Genomic DNA, 15374 nt, shown 5'->3' on the forward strand with positions numbered 1-15374 from the left:
CGCGCAAGGAGTGGAGAGCATTCACGTATGCCCAAGATGGCGAATTTTTCCTGGCTGGATTACACCATCTTCGGCGCCTATCTTTTGGCCTCCGTGGCTATTGGGCTCTTCTCCGCGCGCGGTCAGGAGACGATGAAGGACTACTTCCTTGCGGGGCAGAAGGTGAATCGATTCGTGGTGGCCATGACGATCATGGCGGCGCTGTTCTCCGGTGTCAGCTACCTCGCGGGTCCGGCAGAGGTGTACAAAAATGGCATCGCCTTTTCCCTGGTGATGCTGTCGTTTTTCATCGCCACACCTTTCACGGCCATCTACCTGCTGCCCTTCTTTTACAACAGCCGCTACTTCACGGCGTATCACTTCTTTCAGGACCGGTTTTCTCTGTCAGTGCGGCTGCTCGCTTCCGGCCTTTTCATTCTGCGGGTCTCGCTCTGGCTCGCCGCCGCCACCTATGCGCCGGCACTGGCATTGGAAAAAGTGACCGGATTGCCCCTGTGGTTCACCATCATGTGCACCGGCATGGTCACCACGGTGTACACCGTCTTCGGAGGGATGAAGGCCGTCATCTGGACGGATGTCATGCAACTCGCTGTGCTCTTCGGGGGACAATTGGTCATTGTATTGTTGGCGGCATCCAAGATTCCCGGGGGCTTTGCCGGAGTGTGGGAGACCGCTGGCGCAGATGGAAAGTTGAACATCAGCTTCTCCTTTGACCCGAGTGTGCACGCCACGTTCTGGGCCACCATCATCGGCGGAGCGTTTCTCAGCCTCGTGCAGATGGCGACGGATCAGGTTTCCGTGCAGCGTTATCTCACGGCGGGGAGCCTGCGAGATGCGCAACGCTCGCTGTGGATCAAGCTCTGGATGATGCTCCCGGTGCTTGTCCTCTTTTACGGCACAGGGCTGGTCCTCTATGCGTTCTACAAATTTCAAGGTGACCCCCTCAGCGCAGGACATATCCAAAAGGAGGACCAGATCCTGCCCTACTTTGTCGTCACCCAGCTTCCCTCTGGGCTCGCCGGTGTGCTCATTGCCGCCATTTTTGCGGCGAGCATGTCCACAGTTTCTGCCGGCATCAACTCGCTTACCTCAGCCACGCTTTGTGACTTCTACCAGACGCTGAGCAAGCCGGAGTCGCTGACGGAGAAGTTGCTGCTGGCCAAGTCGCGTTGGTACACCCTCTTCTACGGAGTGCTGGTGACGGGTCTGGCCTTCTTCATCTCCACCATGAAGAGCAATCTGGTGCAGTCGGTGAATACCATCATCGCGCTTGTGGGTGGTCCCATGGTGGGATTGTTCCTGCTGGGCATTTTCACCAAGAAGGCGAACGCCCGTGGCGCCATCATTGGGTGTGTGGTTGGTTTTGTAGCCTTGCTCGGCATCAATCTGTTTGCCGCCAAGCAGGTGAATTTCCTCTGGCACACCATGATTGGCACCATCATCACCATGGTGGTGGGCCTGCTTACTTCCGGCCGATCTGCGTCACCGTCAGTCCCCCATCGATCACCATGATCTCGCCGGTGATGTAGCGGGCGGCATCGGAGCAAAGGAAGACGACTGCGCCAGAGCAGTCCTCTGGTGTGCCCACGCGACCCAGCAGGATTTTCTTTTCGTAGTGTGCTAGCAGATCGGCGGATTGGGGTTCCATCCACACATTGGTGAGTGGAGTGCGAATGAGGCCAGGCGCAATGCCATTCACGCGAATGCCATGGGGGGCGAGGGATACCGCGAGAGAACGCGTCAGCATCACCAGCGCGCCCTTGCTGGAGTCGTACGCGCAGGAGTCCGCTTCTGCTTGGAAGCCATTCGTACTTGCGGTGACTACGATGCAGCCCGGACGCTGTTCGGCCACCAAACGCTTCGCAAAAGCCTGCGCCAAGAAGAAGGAGGCGCGCACATTGAGGTTCATGGTGCGGTCCCAACGTTCCCGCGTCATCTCCAGCACGGGCAGGTCAAAGAAGCTGCCGGCATTGCAGACGAGTATGTCGAGGCCGGGCTCCGTGGAGAAGGCCTGGGAGATGAGGGCCTCACTGGCATTTTCTCCGAGCAAATCGCTCTGCGCATAGGAGCTGTCTGCTGGAACCTCGGCAGGCTTCGCATCCAATCCATGGAACACAACGCGGGCTCCTGCCTCCTTCAACGCAAGACCTGCCGCAAGGCCGATGCCCTGCGACGATCCGGTCACCAGCGCGGCGCGTCGTTCAAGCGAGAATGTTTTCATCTGCGAGCTTCAGATAAGCGCGGGTATTCACATCGGCAACACGCCGCACTACTTCCTCACCACACTTCTTCAAGGCGGCGACCTCTGCTTCATACGTGCTGATGAGCTTCACCACCTGTTCATTGATCTCGGCAGCGTAGCTGTAGAAGGGGGAGTCGCTGCCCCAGAGGAATTTGTCAGGATAGGCGGCGGCGAGGTCCGCAATCACGCGGGCGGGATCCGTGTAGTCCGTGTCGAAGCGACGCTCCCTGGGTGCCACATACGGCAGATCGTCCACTACCCCCTTGCAGTGGATGCAGTGCGCGGAGCAGTCGAACCACGCATTCGGCAGTACCTGGATGCGGTCGAGGCATTCCTTGTCATACCGGCACGAGTGCGCCGCACAAAAGCGGATGTCGGGATTGGCTTCAGCAATGTCGATGATGTCATGTGCCTGTGCCCAGAGGTCGCTCTCCGCCACGCTGCTGTGGATGAGGAAGGGAATGTCCCACTGGCGGGCGAGATCCAGGAAGATGCTGCCCTCATGCGCGAGCCGCTTGATGTCTGACTGGATGATGGTGCTCTGGATCTTGATGCCGTAGAAGCGGTATTGCTCCCGCAGTTTCTCCAGCTCGCGAGCCTGCACACCGGTGTCCCGCATGGGATCCACCATCACAAAGGGCAGTACTTTTTTCCCCTCTTCTGGGAAGAGCCGCTGGCACTCCTCCAGTAGGCGGCGGTTTTCGAAGGCATACGGCACCATCTCCAGGGAGGTGCCGGAGCCGAAGCGCACAGAGCCTTCGCGGAAGCCTGTGACGTCCATCGCGGCGTACGAGACGAAGGGAAACGCGATCCAGTGTGTCACTCCGAGCGAGCTTCCTTCCTGAAGCATGTCCACCATCTGCTGTGCGTAGGGGAAGTCCCCGTGGAGGTAGAACATCAAGTCCGCACCGATGTGGTTGTGGCAGTCGATGAGCATCTTGGGAAAGTGTGAAGTGAAGTGGAATGAGAACTGAATCACCAGGCCGTCCAGCCACCGTCCACGGCGAGGTTCTGCCCGGTGATGTAAGAGGATGCATCGCTGAGGAGGAACGCCACGGAACCGGCGATTTCGTGTGCCTGGCCAATGCGGCCCAGCGGGACTTTCGAGGCGAGTCGCTCAACAAATTCCGGCAGGTCCTTTTGGATTGCCGGATTGGGAAAGGGACCGGGCGAGACGCTGTTGCAGCGTACGCCCTGTCTTCCCCAGTGCACGGCGAAGTAGCGGGCCATCTGCTGGATACCTGCCTTGCCCACGCCGTACTCGATGGGGTTGGGAGTCATCGGTGCTTCGTAAACAGAAGGGTCCGGGGACACCGAACCATACATGCTGGAGAAGAGCACCATACTGCCGCCAGCATGATTCACCATGTGCTGTCCGATGGCGCGACAAAGAGCGAAGGTCGCGGTGAGATTGCCGTGATTCACACGGTCGAAATCCTCAGCGCTCAGGTCGTCCATGCGCTTTGCGGTAGAGGTGTACGTGAGCACGGCAAGGCCATCCGGCACCCCATACGCAGCGATCTGTTCTGCGACAAAGGTTTGTGTGGCACTGACCTCAGTGACATCAAGAGAGGCTGGTGTAACGGCGGAGTTAAGATTCTCCTCCGTCAGGAATTGCTGCGCACGCTGCTCCAGGTCTACGCAGAGCACCCGTGCCTGCATCTCAGCGAGCAGGCGCACCACCGCGCGGCCCAGATATCCCGCGCCGCCGAAGACCCAGATGTTCCTCCCAGAGAGGTCGAAGGGGGGCTTGGGTTGCAGGGTGGGATTCATGAGAAGAACACCGGTTTAATGCAAGAGGCGGGCACCGTGGATTTGGAGTGCTGGAGCTTGCTCCAGCTGTCCGGTAGGCAGCTTGCTGCCGTGAAGCTGCGACCGATCAAGCAACATTCCTTGAGGTGGCCGTCCTCCTTCGTGCCTTCACGCGGAGCAAGCTCCGCTGCTGAAAGCTGGAGCAAGCTCCAGCACTCCAAATGGTCACCGATGCTGTGAGGTCGTAGCGTTGGTTTCATCACTTGGAGCTTGGTGACCATTACTTCGGCAGGTGCTTCCTCAGGAAGCGCAGGAAATTGCCGTGCATGATGTTCTCGATGTCCTCCGGCTTATAGCCGCGACCGGCCAGCAGCCCCGGTACCTTTTGCAAGTCCGCAATCGTCTCCAAATCAAGCGGCGCTTGTTCCCGGCCAAATCCACCGTCCAGGTCTGTGCCGATGCCGGCGTGCAGCGAATTCCCCGCGAGCTGGCACACGTGATCGATATGATCCACCATGTGCTTCAAGCTCACACCGGTGTCTTCGGGCTTCGTGGTGAATTTGATCCAGCCCGGCACCATCATCCATGCATCCAGCGCCGCGCCGATGACGCCGCCACGTTCGATCACACACTTGAGCTGCTCGTCACTGAACTGGCGCTGATGATTCACCAGTGCGCGACAGTTCTGGTGGCTGGCCCAGATGGGCCCCTGGAAAAGCTCCACCGCTTCCCAAAACGCCGGGTCGGTGAGGTGCGTGGTATCCATGATCATGTGCAGGCGATCCATCTCCTGCACCAGTTCACGTCCCTTCGCGCTGAGCGGGCCATCCCACTCCGTGCCGGGCGCATACGTCCCGGGGCCGTAGTGGGCGGGGCCTAGAATGCGCAGGCCATCGTTGTAGGAGCGCTCCAGGTGCTTCAGCGTGATCATCGAATCCGCACCCTCCAGCGTGAGCACGTAGCCGATGGGCAGCTTCTCCGCGTTCACTGGCGCATTGGTCCCGGTCCAGAGTGCATACACTTCCTCCAGTTGCGCGGTTGTGCGAATCTGCCGCATCTCACCTGCCTCTTCCATGGCGCGATACCATGCGAGCTGCGCCTGCGTCATGGCCCAGGCCTGCGCAGGGGAGTGCCAGCCGGGGAACTGGCGATTGGAAGGCTTCACGTAGCGCGCGATTTGCGTGGCCACACAAATGCCGATGCGACCGCGACGCATGTCGGGAAAGCTGACCACGCCATTGCCTCGATCCTTCTTGTCGGTCTGGCCCTGCTCACGCTCGCGAATCTCAGCGACAGGACGGGTAAAGTCGCGGTTCCACTCCAGGGCATTCATGGAGATGTCGAGATGCGCGTCGAGAATGAAGGGCTGGGACGGAGACTGGGACATGAAGGGAATACTGCCGGTGATTACGTATTCAGTCGTGGTGATTCAATATCGGGAGTGCATCATTAGGCTCAGACAGACAGGACACGCTCACGACCCGACACACGCCAGATGTCATCCACTCGGCCATCGCGCACGACATTGGCATAGGAGTGCAGCGCCACTGTCGGGCAGATGTGCCACGGCACTCCATAGAGGACATCGCCGATGGAGAACTCGTCCGCATGGGGCGTCTCCAGCACCAGGTGTTCCTCGCTGTGCATCACTGCCCGTGCTTCGGGCAGATTCAGGAAATGCACACGCGGATGCGGATTCTCCGCGGCAATCGCCTTGTGACCTAGATCCACTGTGAGGCGGCCGGTGGAGGGTTTGCTGATGACCCGCGTGAGTACCAGCGCCGCATGCAGGAAGTCGAGGTCAGGATGTTTTGTGCCGTAGCCCCAGTCCCACAGCACACAGGTGCCGGGACTGCATTCGTACGAGCCACGCAACGCGTGAATGCCAAAGGTGGGCGTGCCACTGGCGATGTAGTTCGGCACCGGCAGTCCTACAGCAAGTAACTGCTCGCGAAACGCTTCCACTGCGCTGAAGGCGGTCTCCACTGCAGTCTTGCGTGTCGCAAGATCGGAATCGTGGATGTGGCCGTCGTAGGCGTGGATGCCAGCCACTTTCAGTCCCGGCAATTTGGTGAGCAAGCGATAGAGATCAAAGGCTGCATCATCTGGCGCAATTCCGGTGCGATGCATCCCGCAGTCCAGATCAAGATAGACGTCCAGCGTGAGGCCTGCTGCATCGCAGGCTTCAGACAGGGCGCGTGCCGCCGGTTCACTGTCGGTCGTCGCTGCAAATTTCGTGTGAGGATACTTCTGCACCAAGCGGAGCAATCGCCCGATGTTTGGTCCCACGGGAGGATAGGCGAGTAGGATTTCATCGGCACCTTCGGAGGCAGTCATCTCCGTTTCCGCGATGGTAGCGCATTTGAATTTCGTGATGCCATGAACGAGGTGCAGTTTGATCACCTCCGGCATCTTGTGCGTCTTCATGTGCGGCCGGAGGCGGGTGGTGTCACCCTGCACCATCTTCACCATGCGGCGCAGGTTTTCCTCAATGCGGTGCGGCCAGACCGCCAGGGAGGGGGTGGGAATCTCGGCGATGTTGGAAATCTCGTGCCAGGGAGTCATGGGTGCTTGGTGAAGTGAGCGAAGCCTGAAGGGAGGAAAGGTGCAACAAAAAGCGCAAAGAAGCGTGGCAGATGCGGCATCCTTGGTGCGTTGGGAATCACTCCTACACTCTCATGTCCGATATTCTTGCCTCACTCTCCGGTTTGTATTCCGCCGTGGTCGCCGACGTGCTCGATGGCCTCGGTCTGCGCTTCCAGACACTCGCATCGCACATCCGCCCGCTCACGCCCACGCAGAAGATCTGCGGCCGCGTCTTCCCGGCCCGCGCCGTGACCGTGCTGGCCATCCCTGCAGAGCCGTACAAGCTGGAGATTGCTGCGGTGGATGGGATGACAAGGGGGGATGTACTCGTGGTGGATGCGGGTGAGGATCGCACCTGTGGTTTCTGGGGTGAGCTGCTCACCACCGCCTGCCTGTACAAAGGAGTCGGTGGGGTGGTGATGACGGCCTGCACACGGGACATGTGGAAGATTAAAGAGTTGGACTTCCCCATCTTTGGCATCGGATACCACCCTGCGGATAGCAAAGGTCGAGCGGATATCATCGAAATAGGTGAACCCATCACTATCGGAGGAGTCACCACCAAGGTGGGTGATTACATCCTCGGTGACGAGGACGGCGTGGTCATCATCCCCGGCGAGGTGGCGGAGGAAGCTGTGAAGCTGGCGCTGGAAAAAGTCAGTGGCGAAAACATCGCCCGCGCAGATCTGGCCGCCGGGGTGCCCATGGGCGAAGTGTTTCGCAAGCATGGGATCTTGTGACAGGCAAAAATTGCAGCGGGTCTTCAGAAGCTATCGGCGCGCACGCGCTTGAGCCGTCTCATGAGCCAGATGGGGACAATGAAGATGGCGGGAAGTCCCACAATCCAGAGGACAATTTCTCCGAGCTTTGACCACCAGATGACTCGATTCCAAGTCTTGATAAGCGGTTTCCCCCTTTCGGACGAGAGTCCGTAAGTCTCGGCGAGGTTCAGATATTCCTTTGCCTCTTCAAGAAACTTCGTCTGGGCTTCGACCAGGGCCAGCTCATAGAGGAGTTGTGCTACAATGGGGTCCTGAGGCTCCACGAAAAGCATGCGCACGGAGAGCTGGGTCCACAATGACTTGTGGAGTTCAGCTCCATTGAGCGCGCCCTGAAGCGTGGTGAGTTTATATCCTGACTTTTTTACTGCGCCGAAGTCGATTCCGGAAATCGAGTTGCGTTCCAGCCAGGCGGGATCGGACTTCAGTTTTATCTTTGCTTCCAGGATCCTGACATGCAGCCACTCCGTTCGCATGTGGGCATCGGGATCGCGACGAATTCCCTCCAAGATCCATTGAAGTGCCTTCTCATCGTCTCCAGAGAGTTCGTAGGCGGTTCCGAGATTCGCTGCGGTATAGTAGTGCCCCGGATGGGCTTTCTCAACGGCCTCCAAATCTTGTGCTGCGGCCTTGGCATCGCCAAGCATCAGTTTCTCAACTGCGTCATCGTTAAGATATTGGGAGGGCTCGTTTGAGCGTGAGTAGGAAAGTTTGATGCCGAGCAGGCGTTTTTCGGGTGACTCTCCGCCTTCAATGGCGAGGCGTTGCGCTCCCGTGTAGTCCGACCTCTCACCGTATCCTCCCTCAATGGTTGTACCTCTGAGCCAGATGCACGCCCCCGCATCTCCGAGCAGAGCCAGCCAGAGGAACAACACCAAGCCAAGCACGGCACGGAAACAGGAGCGCATGAAATTTTTTAGAAGAACGGGTGAGCCCTGACCAGCGTTATCTCTCTGTATGTCCCGCATCCTGCTCGCTGGAATCTTCCATGAGACGCACACCTTCGTCGATGACCGCACGGAGCTGAAGGACTTTGCGGTGCTGCGGGGTGCGGAGATGCTGGCATGCAAGGGGGACGGATCGCCCCTGGGAGGTTTCTTGGAAGCGGCGGCGCGTTATGGATGGGAGATCCTGCCCACCGTGGACATGCGTGCGCAACCGGGAGGCATGGTGGCGGATGAGGTGCTGGATGTCTGGTGGCGTGACTTCCTGGTGGAGGGCGCGTCGGATGCCCTGCGTGACGGCAAGGTGGATGCAATCTATCTGGTGCTCCACGGCGCCATGACCACGCCCACCCACGATGATGTGGAAGGCGAAATCCTGGAGCGCATTCGCAATCTTGAAGGGGGCGCCACACTGCCCATCTTTGGCGTGTATGATTTGCATGCGCACTTCACTGAGCGCATGGCCCGCCACGCGAGCTGTCTGGTGGGTTATCGTGAGAATCCCCACACCGATGGCGAGGCCATGGCCATACTGGCGGCGGAGCTGCTGCATGGCACGCTGCAAACCGAGTCCTCGCCCCGCATGTACTGGCGCCATGCAGGCATCGTGTGGCCTCCCACGGGCACTGGCACGGCAGATTCGCCGATGCGCGATCTGGAGGTCGTGGCTCGACGGCTGGAGCAGGAGCATTCGTCTTTTCTTGCGGTGAATGTGATTGCAGGCTTCGCCTTTGGGGACACGCCAGACACGGGAGTGAGCTTTTCCATCGCCACTACTGGAGATGAATTTGAAGCGGACACGGCGCTCAAGCAGCTCCGCCATGCCGCGTGGGAGTTGCGCCGATCTGGAGACAAGACCGAGCCGCCCGTGGGAGACATCGTCAAAGATCTGGTGGCAGAGCGGCCGGAACTCCCGCGTGGACCGGTGGTACTCGTGGAGCCCGCGGACAACATCGGCGGCGGTGCTCCCGGGGATGGGACCGGATTGCTGCGCGCGCTGGTGCGCCATCGCGCGATGGGGGCGGTGGTTGCCATCGTAGATCCCCGGGCGGTGGCGGCACTGCAAGAGGTGCAGATTGGCGGCACCACGATTCTGGATATCGGAGGCAAAGGCAGCCGTCTTGATGAAGGACCCTACAGCCTGGGAGTGACACTGGTCTCGCGCAGCGATGGCACCTTCCACCTGGAGGACAGGCAGAGTCATCTGGCCAGCATGTGTGGTTCTACGTTCCACATGGGACCGTGTGCCGTGGTGAGGCATGCGGGTGTGACCATCCTGTTGACCTCGGTCAAGACGCCGCCCTTCGATCTCGCCCAGTGGCGCAGCCAGGGCATTCATCCAGAAACAGTGGCCATCATCGGAGTGAAGGCCGCCGTGGCGCATCGCCGGGCGTACGATGGCGTCGCCTCGAAGATGATATGGGTGGATACACCAGGGCCCTGCTGTAGTGACGTCCGGAAGCTGCCGTATGTGAAGATTCGCCGGCCCATCTGGCCGCTGAGCGAGGGGGAGAAGTGATGCATTTTCAGTGAGACGCAAAGCAGCGAAGCAGCAAAGGAGGCGAGATCAAGAGAAGGCTGGGAGGAGAGGCGTTTGAGATTGCGTGACCGAGGGCCCGGCGCGCGTATGCTCATGCCTCGCATCGCACACATTTCTCTTTTCTCATCATGACTGAAGTCACCTATCCCAAGCTGTCGGACACGCCTACTTCCCACCTTCCCTTCAGTCCCGTGATTCGCGCCGGGGATTTTGTGTTCGTCTCTGGACAGGCGTCCGTGGATGCCTCCGGCCAGATTGTGAGTGATACCTTTGAAGGCGAGTTCCGTCGTTCCGTGGAGAATCTGCGTAAGGTCCTTGCCGCAGCGGGTTGCACTCTGGCCGATGTGATCCAGACGCGGAACTACGTGCGCGATGCCTCGGACGTGGTGGAGTACAACAAGCTGTACCGCGAGTATTTCACTGAGCCCTATCCCACACGGACGACCATCACGAACTGCCTGCCGCCGACCTTGCGTTATGAGATCGAGGCCGTGGCAGTGGTGAAGAGCTAGTTCGTTGATAGTTGAGGGTCGATAGTTGATAGCCCGAGAGAGCGGGGACAGGAATGTCCCCGATCCTTGAGAGCATCTGATTCTTCAGGAAGTCGGGTCTCCTGACCGGGCAGCGTCCGGCGGGTTTTCTTACCCGCCAGTTCCCATCACTAGTTTCGCTGTCATCACGCCCCTTCCACCTTCTTCGATGCATTGATGCCGAAGGAGAGGAAGCCGGCGAGGGTGAAGGCGATGGCGCAGGCGATGAAGAGCTCGTTTTGGTCCCCGTTCTTGTCGAAGGTAGCCAGCAACCATCCGGCGAGATTTGCCTGCAGGGCCGCGCCGAAGTTTCCCCACATGTTGGCCCAGCCAAAGATGGGCGCCACGTTGCGACCGCCCACATCTTGTGCCCAAGCCCATACGGCGGGTAGGCCTGAGTCCGTGGAGAAGACCATGAGGCCAAGACACACGGCAAGCAGCCATGGATTTTGCACCCACAAGCAGGCGATGCACATCGCCGCGGAGACGAAGCGCGTCACGGAAAGAGGAATCAAACGGCCGAGGCGCAGACCGAAGCGCCGTGTCAGCCAGTCCGTGAGAAGTCCTCCCAGCAGCAGGCCAAAGAGACCGATGAACAGTGTGAGGGTGGAGATGTATCCATTCATCTCATCACTCAGCTTGCGCACATCGCGCAGGTAGGTGGACATCGAGTTGATCACGAATGCCCAGCCAAAGTTCGTGAGCATTTGGTACGCGCACATGAGCCAGAGGCTGCGGTCCGTGAGCACGGCCCTCCAGGGGAAGGAGCGACGAGGTGCGCTGGAATCTTCGGTCGGTGCATTCCTTCCCTCATTCAGCAGCGCGCGTTCGGCCTCGTTGCAGCGGGGATGGGTCTCTGGAGTCTCTCGAAACGTCCACCAAAAGACCAGGGCCACGATGATGCCGGTCAATCCGTAGATCCATCCTGCCCAGCGCCAGTTGCCCGTGCCGACGATGATGCTCACGGTGATGAGCGGTGCGAGAACAAACCCCAACCTGCCACCGAGCGATACCACCCCGCTGGAAAATCCGCGCCAGTTCAGGTGCGCCCAGCGACTCAAGAGGCTGCCGCTGATGGGATAGGCGCCCGCCTCCGCCAATCCACACCCGATGCGCGCCAGCAGGAGCATCCAGATGCCATTCGCAAATCCTGTGAGAGCGGTGAAAGCGCTCCACGTGACGATCAGGATTGTCATGAGTGTTCGCTTTCCAAAGCGCTCCGCGAGCCACCCGGCGGGTACCTGAGCCAGTGCATAGGCCCAGAAGAAGGCGCTCTTGATGTGGCTGTTTTGGTCCGGAGTGAGGTGGAGGTCGTTTTTGAACGAGTCCGAGTCCAGCATCCATGCCAGGCAGGCCCTATCGAGATACATCAAAAACGCCGTCAGCGTCGTGGCGAAGAGCACGGAATGGCGGACGCTGGTGGGGCGCATGTGGGAGGGCGGGCTGGCTTGACTGGGGTTTTGGGTCCGGTGCGGAGCAGACTAACGCGCTGCCACGGAAAGGTTTCCGCAGCACCATCGCGGCCAAATACGTTTTTCCTCACTTGAAACTTGGCCGGGAGCCCCCGAAATTTCCGGATTGAAACAATAGTACTCAAACACGCGAGATGAATTGGTATTACTCCATTGAAGGACGCGCCCACGGCCCCGTGGATGACCAGTATCTGGCGGAATTGGCTTCGAACGACACGGTAGGCGGAGAGACGCTCATATGGCATCCCGCCATGTCCGGCTGGGAGCCGGTGTGGAAGGCGAAGCCGGAAATCGTCGCCCATCTGAGTAATGCGGACCTTGCCCAGAAAGCCCGCGGTACCACAGACCGCATCCCGATTGCCGGGCTGGAGGGGCAGGGGGATGGCAAAGGAGAAGAGGCGCCCCGGAGCGGAGGGCTTTTTGGAAGGCTTTTCGGCCGCATGCGGAAGAAGTGAGACGTGCCTGCGCTGGTACGCCAGACCGTGCATTTTCAGGATGGAAATCCCTTGCCTTTTCCCCCAGGCAACCTGACACTGCCTGCCCGCTTCTTCTGTCCGGCCTCCAACCTCATGCCTGAAGCGGGCTCAAGGCAGGACAGGCGTGCTACCCACGGGTCGCATTGAGTTGTTAAACCGTACAAACCCAAGCACATACTAATGAGCGCTACGCTCGCGGAAATGATCGCTGGATCGTTCCGCCCCCTGCACGAAGGATCCATTGTCAAAGGCAGGATCCTTGAAATCAAGCCGCAAATCGTCCTCGTGGACATCGGCTACAAGTCCGAGGGAGCCATCCCTTCCAATGAATTCGAAGACGAGGATATCCACGTCGGTGATGAAGTGGAAGTGCTCCTCGAGCGCCTCGAAAACGATGAGGGCATGGTTGTCCTCTCGAAGGAAAAGGCCGCCCACAAGCAGAACTGGGACAAGATTTACCGCGTGTTCCTCGACGGTGGTCTGGTCAAGGGCAAGGTGAAGTCCGTCGTCAAGGGCGGTCTCATGGTCAACGTGGGCGTGGAAGCTTTCCTTCCCGGCTCGCAGATCGACATCATCCCGCCAAAGGATCTCAACGAGTACGTCGGCAAGGTGTACGAGTTCAAGATCGTCAAGGTCAACGACGAGCGCAAGAACATCGTCCTCAGCCGCCGCGAAGTCATCGAAGCCGAGCGCGCCGAACAGCGCCAGCGCTTCCTTGAGAGCGTTCGCCCCGGCGACCGCGTCGAAGGTCAGGTCAAGAACATCACCGACTTCGGTGCCTTCATCGACCTCAATGGCATGGACGGTCTGCTTCACATCACCGACATGACGTGGGGCCGCCTGAACCATCCTTCCGAGCTTCTCTCCATCGGCCAGAAGGTCGAGGTGCAGATCCTCGAAGTGAACCGCGAGAAGGAACGTGTCAGCCTTGGCATGAAGCAGCTCCAGGCCAACCCCTGGGACAACATCGAAGGCCGCTACCCCGTCGGCACCCGCGTGCACGGCAAGGTCACCAAGCTCGTCGCCTACGGCGCGTTCGTGGAGATCGAAGAAGGTGTGGAAGGTCTCATCCACGTGTCCGAACTCTCCTGGACGAAGCGCATCGCGCGTCCGTCCGATGTCCTCACGGTCGGCCAGACGGTCGATGCGGTGGTGCTCGGCATCAGCAAGGAAGAGCGCAAGATCTCCCTCGGCGTGCGTCAGCTCGACAGCAATCCCTGGGACGATATCGACAACCGCTTCCCCATCGGCAGCCGCATCAAGGGCAAGGTTCGCAACCTTACCGCCTACGGCGCCTTCGTGGAGCTGGAAGAAGGTATCGACGGCATGGTTCACGTCTCCGACCTGAGCTGGACCCGCAAGATCAACCATCCTTCCGAAATGCTCAAGAAGGGCCAGGAAGTGGAAGCCACCATCCTCGAGATCGACAAGACCAACCAGCGCATCAGCCTGGGCATCAAGCAGATCGAAGACGATCCGTGGAGCAAAATCGACGAACGCTTCAAGGTGGGCGACCTCGTCAAGGGCCGTGTGGCGAAGATCGCCAGCTTCGGCGCCTTCGTGGAACTCGAGGACGACATCGACGGCCTCGTGCACATCAGCCAGCTCAGCGAAGATCACGTGGCCAAGGTCAAGGACGTGCTCAACGTCGGCGACGAAGTGGAAGCCCGCGTCATCAAGGTGGACAAGGTCGAGCGTCGCATCGGTCTCTCCATCAAGGCGGTCAACTACGACGAAGAGTCCCTCAAGAAGGAAAGCCAGGCCTTCGAATCCCTGCGCCCCAGCACCGACCTCGTCGGCCTGGAGCAGGCGTTCAAGTTCGCGACGGAAGAATACCGTCCGGGCCAGGGCTAAGCTCAAGCTTCGGCTGCAGCCACAAGAACATTACCGAGGGCCGGGTCACACCGGCCGCACAAAAGAGGAGTCCCGAAAGGGGCTCCTTTTTTGTTTTGTAGGGCAGAATAAGTGGCTCGCAAAACTTGGGTTCCCATCGCTTCACTGCTTGCTCGCTTGTCAGGTGTTGCGGAGTTGCCTACGATCTGGATATGTCGAATAGAAGCCTTGCTGTGGTCACAGCTGTCATCGCAATCGTCGTGATTGTTGGTGCGCTCGTCTCACCGGGATGTGGTTCGCAGCTTTCTCCTGTATCACCAAGACTGGCTGCGGAATCCGCGATGAAGAGATTTGCGTTGATGATTGCTCAACTCACCCCGGAGCAGCGAAAAGATCTGGTAGCGATCCAACAACTCAAGAATCTGGAAAACAGGCTGGATGGTTGGGATGGATTCCGATCCATGAGTTGGAGCCATGTGGAGTGGGAAAGGAGTACACGGCCTAGATTCGACTATGTCATGCATCAAAACACGGCGGGCATTTCAGATGATGAGGCGATCCTAATCGCAACTCCTTGTGGAATTCGAATCAAAGACGGCGAGTTCGCCAGGGTGGCGCTTACTCATGCGTTGGAAACCATCCACATTCCCGATACCGAATTTCACGAGCGCATCCTGCGGCAGTCCAAATCGCTGGACGGAATCCCGTAGTAGCCGCGGCCAAGGTGTTTTCCGAGTGGCCTCATCTATTTCGTTAGGTGATGAGCCTTTCCGATGCTGATTTTGGAAAACTTGCGAACGTTTCGGTGCCGCTACAATCAGAGAGTTTCCGCATCCAGCACGCATCAATGCGCCTTTCAAAAGTCATTCTCCTGCATCAGGTGATTGTCGCCTGCACGCTGGCGGCACTGGTGATCGTGTCGGGATACCGTACCCTCACACATTGGCCGCGGTTTGAGTTGGTGAGTTATCTGGCGGCCGGTGTTGCCATTGTGTGTTTAGTCCGGATGCCTCGTCGCAATCACCTTCCACCGGATTCATCAGAGTTCGCCTTTGCCATGACGTTGCTGGCCTTTTGCATCTGGAGAGGCGGAGCACCTTGGACAGGTAATGAAGGGAACTGGGAGGTTGCGATCCTCTTTGGAGGCGCTGGGCTTCTATGGCTGGGCTCCAGATGGATGGCTCTGCGATGTTCTTAGAAAGCCGGGTCGTTGTAGTGGA

15 protein-coding genes are annotated in these 15374 nt (G+C 59.1%); 8 read left to right on the forward strand and 7 right to left on the reverse strand.

The window, feature by feature from the left end:
- The first annotated feature begins 36 nt into the window (after positions 1-36).
- Positions 37-1512 carry a sodium:solute symporter family transporter gene (locus DES53_RS23470; RefSeq protein ID WP_170157337.1) on the forward strand — a complete coding sequence of 492 codons (1476 nt, stop codon included), beginning with the start codon at positions 37-39 and terminating at the stop codon, positions 1510-1512.
- Here DES53_RS23470 and DES53_RS23475 read toward each other — a convergent pair.
- The 5 genes from DES53_RS23475 to DES53_RS23500 form a co-directional block, all read right to left on the reverse strand.
- Positions 1463-2221 (reverse strand): SDR family NAD(P)-dependent oxidoreductase, encoded by a 759-nt coding sequence (locus DES53_RS23475; RefSeq protein WP_113960771.1) that lies wholly within the window; start codon positions 2219-2221, stop codon positions 1463-1465. The genes DES53_RS23470 and DES53_RS23475 overlap by 50 nt on opposite strands.
- Positions 2202-3179, reverse strand: coding sequence for an amidohydrolase family protein (locus tag DES53_RS23480; RefSeq protein WP_113960772.1), 978 nt, complete (start codon positions 3177-3179; stop codon positions 2202-2204). The genes DES53_RS23475 and DES53_RS23480 overlap by 20 nt, the downstream gene beginning before the upstream one ends.
- 38 nt (positions 3180-3217) lie before the next feature.
- Positions 3218-4015: an SDR family oxidoreductase gene (locus tag DES53_RS23485; RefSeq protein WP_113960773.1), complete on the reverse strand. Its 798-nt coding sequence runs from the start codon at positions 4013-4015 to the stop codon at positions 3218-3220.
- A 259-nt stretch (positions 4016-4274) separates the two neighbouring features.
- Positions 4275-5381, reverse strand: a complete 1107-nt coding sequence (locus DES53_RS23495) for a dipeptidase (RefSeq protein WP_113960775.1) — start codon at positions 5379-5381, stop codon at positions 4275-4277.
- 68 nt (positions 5382-5449) lie between these two features.
- On the reverse strand, positions 5450-6559 hold the full coding sequence (locus DES53_RS23500) for a D-TA family PLP-dependent enzyme (protein ID WP_113960776.1): 1110 nt from the start codon (positions 6557-6559) through the stop codon (positions 5450-5452).
- A 113-nt stretch (positions 6560-6672) separates the two neighbouring features.
- On the opposite strand from DES53_RS23500, the gene DES53_RS23505 reads away from it, so the two are divergent.
- Entirely contained in the window at positions 6673-7320 is a 648-nt protein-coding gene (locus DES53_RS23505) for an RraA family protein (protein WP_170157338.1), read from the forward strand.
- Between the two features lie 23 nt (positions 7321-7343).
- Here DES53_RS23505 and DES53_RS23510 read toward each other — a convergent pair whose 3' ends face one another.
- Positions 7344-8267, reverse strand: a complete 924-nt coding sequence (locus DES53_RS23510; protein ID WP_113960778.1) for a tetratricopeptide repeat protein — start codon at positions 8265-8267, stop codon at positions 7344-7346.
- Between the two features lie 49 nt (positions 8268-8316).
- Between DES53_RS23510 and DES53_RS23515 the strand changes: the two genes are divergently transcribed.
- Together DES53_RS23515 and DES53_RS23520 are read left to right on the forward strand one after the other, a co-directional pair.
- Positions 8317-9822, forward strand: a complete 1506-nt coding sequence (locus DES53_RS23515) for a M81 family metallopeptidase (RefSeq protein WP_113960779.1) — start codon at positions 8317-8319, stop codon at positions 9820-9822.
- A gap of 149 nt (positions 9823-9971) precedes the next feature.
- A complete protein-coding gene (locus tag DES53_RS23520) occupies positions 9972-10355 on the forward strand; it encodes a RidA family protein (protein WP_113960780.1) in 384 nt (127 codons plus the stop codon).
- Between the two features lie 164 nt (positions 10356-10519).
- On the opposite strand, the gene DES53_RS23525 is transcribed toward DES53_RS23520, so the two are convergent.
- Positions 10520-11803 (reverse strand): MFS transporter, encoded by a 1284-nt coding sequence (locus tag DES53_RS23525; RefSeq protein ID WP_113960781.1) that lies wholly within the window; start codon positions 11801-11803, stop codon positions 10520-10522.
- A gap of 176 nt (positions 11804-11979) precedes the next feature.
- Between DES53_RS23525 and DES53_RS23530 the strand changes: the two genes are divergently transcribed.
- The 4 genes from DES53_RS23530 to DES53_RS32570 all read left to right on the forward strand — a co-directional run bounded on the left by DES53_RS23530 (position 11980) and on the right by DES53_RS32570 (position 15352).
- Positions 11980-12300: a DUF4339 domain-containing protein gene (locus tag DES53_RS23530; RefSeq protein ID WP_113960782.1), complete on the forward strand. Its 321-nt coding sequence runs from the start codon at positions 11980-11982 to the stop codon at positions 12298-12300.
- Positions 12301-12501: 201 nt separating this feature from the next.
- Positions 12502-14175: a 30S ribosomal protein S1 gene (gene rpsA / locus DES53_RS23535; RefSeq protein WP_113960783.1), complete on the forward strand. Its 1674-nt coding sequence runs from the start codon at positions 12502-12504 to the stop codon at positions 14173-14175.
- Between the two features lie 191 nt (positions 14176-14366).
- Positions 14367-14864: a hypothetical protein gene (locus DES53_RS23540; protein ID WP_147263571.1), complete on the forward strand. Its 498-nt coding sequence runs from the start codon at positions 14367-14369 to the stop codon at positions 14862-14864.
- 50 nt (positions 14865-14914) lie between these two features.
- Positions 14915-15352, forward strand: coding sequence for a hypothetical protein (locus tag DES53_RS32570; RefSeq protein ID WP_147263572.1), 438 nt, complete (start codon positions 14915-14917; stop codon positions 15350-15352).
- Positions 15353-15374: the final 22 nt, after the last annotated feature.

Source organism: Roseimicrobium gellanilyticum, assembly GCF_003315205.1.
Lineage (GTDB): Bacteria > Verrucomicrobiota > Verrucomicrobiia > Verrucomicrobiales > Verrucomicrobiaceae > Roseimicrobium > Roseimicrobium gellanilyticum.

Excerpts from the sequence above, each read along its gene's own strand:
- DES53_RS23470 (WP_170157337.1), top strand. The coding sequence starts at position 37 with ATGGCGAATTTTTCCTGGCTGGATTACACCATCTTCGGCGCCTATCTT.
- DES53_RS23475 (WP_113960771.1), bottom strand. The coding sequence starts at position 2,221 with ATGAAAACATTCTCGCTTGAACGACGCGCCGCGCTGGTGACCGGATCG.
- DES53_RS23480 (WP_113960772.1), bottom strand. The coding sequence starts at position 3,179 with ATGCTCATCGACTGCCACAACCACATCGGTGCGGACTTGATGTTCTAC.
- DES53_RS23485 (WP_113960773.1), bottom strand. The coding sequence starts at position 4,015 with ATGAATCCCACCCTGCAACCCAAGCCCCCCTTCGACCTCTCTGGGAGG.
- DES53_RS23495 (WP_113960775.1), bottom strand. The coding sequence starts at position 5,381 with ATGTCCCAGTCTCCGTCCCAGCCCTTCATTCTCGACGCGCATCTCGAC.
- DES53_RS23500 (WP_113960776.1), bottom strand. The coding sequence starts at position 6,559 with ATGACTCCCTGGCACGAGATTTCCAACATCGCCGAGATTCCCACCCCC.
- DES53_RS23505 (WP_170157338.1), top strand. The coding sequence starts at position 6,673 with ATGTCCGATATTCTTGCCTCACTCTCCGGTTTGTATTCCGCCGTGGTC.
- DES53_RS23510 (WP_113960778.1), bottom strand. The coding sequence starts at position 8,267 with ATGCGCTCCTGTTTCCGTGCCGTGCTTGGCTTGGTGTTGTTCCTCTGG.
- DES53_RS23515 (WP_113960779.1), top strand. The coding sequence starts at position 8,317 with ATGTCCCGCATCCTGCTCGCTGGAATCTTCCATGAGACGCACACCTTC.
- DES53_RS23520 (WP_113960780.1), top strand. The coding sequence starts at position 9,972 with ATGACTGAAGTCACCTATCCCAAGCTGTCGGACACGCCTACTTCCCAC.
- DES53_RS23525 (WP_113960781.1), bottom strand. The coding sequence starts at position 11,803 with ATGCGCCCCACCAGCGTCCGCCATTCCGTGCTCTTCGCCACGACGCTG.
- DES53_RS23530 (WP_113960782.1), top strand. The coding sequence starts at position 11,980 with ATGAATTGGTATTACTCCATTGAAGGACGCGCCCACGGCCCCGTGGAT.
- rpsA (WP_113960783.1), top strand. The coding sequence starts at position 12,502 with ATGAGCGCTACGCTCGCGGAAATGATCGCTGGATCGTTCCGCCCCCTG.
- DES53_RS23540 (WP_147263571.1), top strand. The coding sequence starts at position 14,367 with ATGTCGAATAGAAGCCTTGCTGTGGTCACAGCTGTCATCGCAATCGTC.
- DES53_RS32570 (WP_147263572.1), top strand. The coding sequence starts at position 14,915 with ATGAGCCTTTCCGATGCTGATTTTGGAAAACTTGCGAACGTTTCGGTG.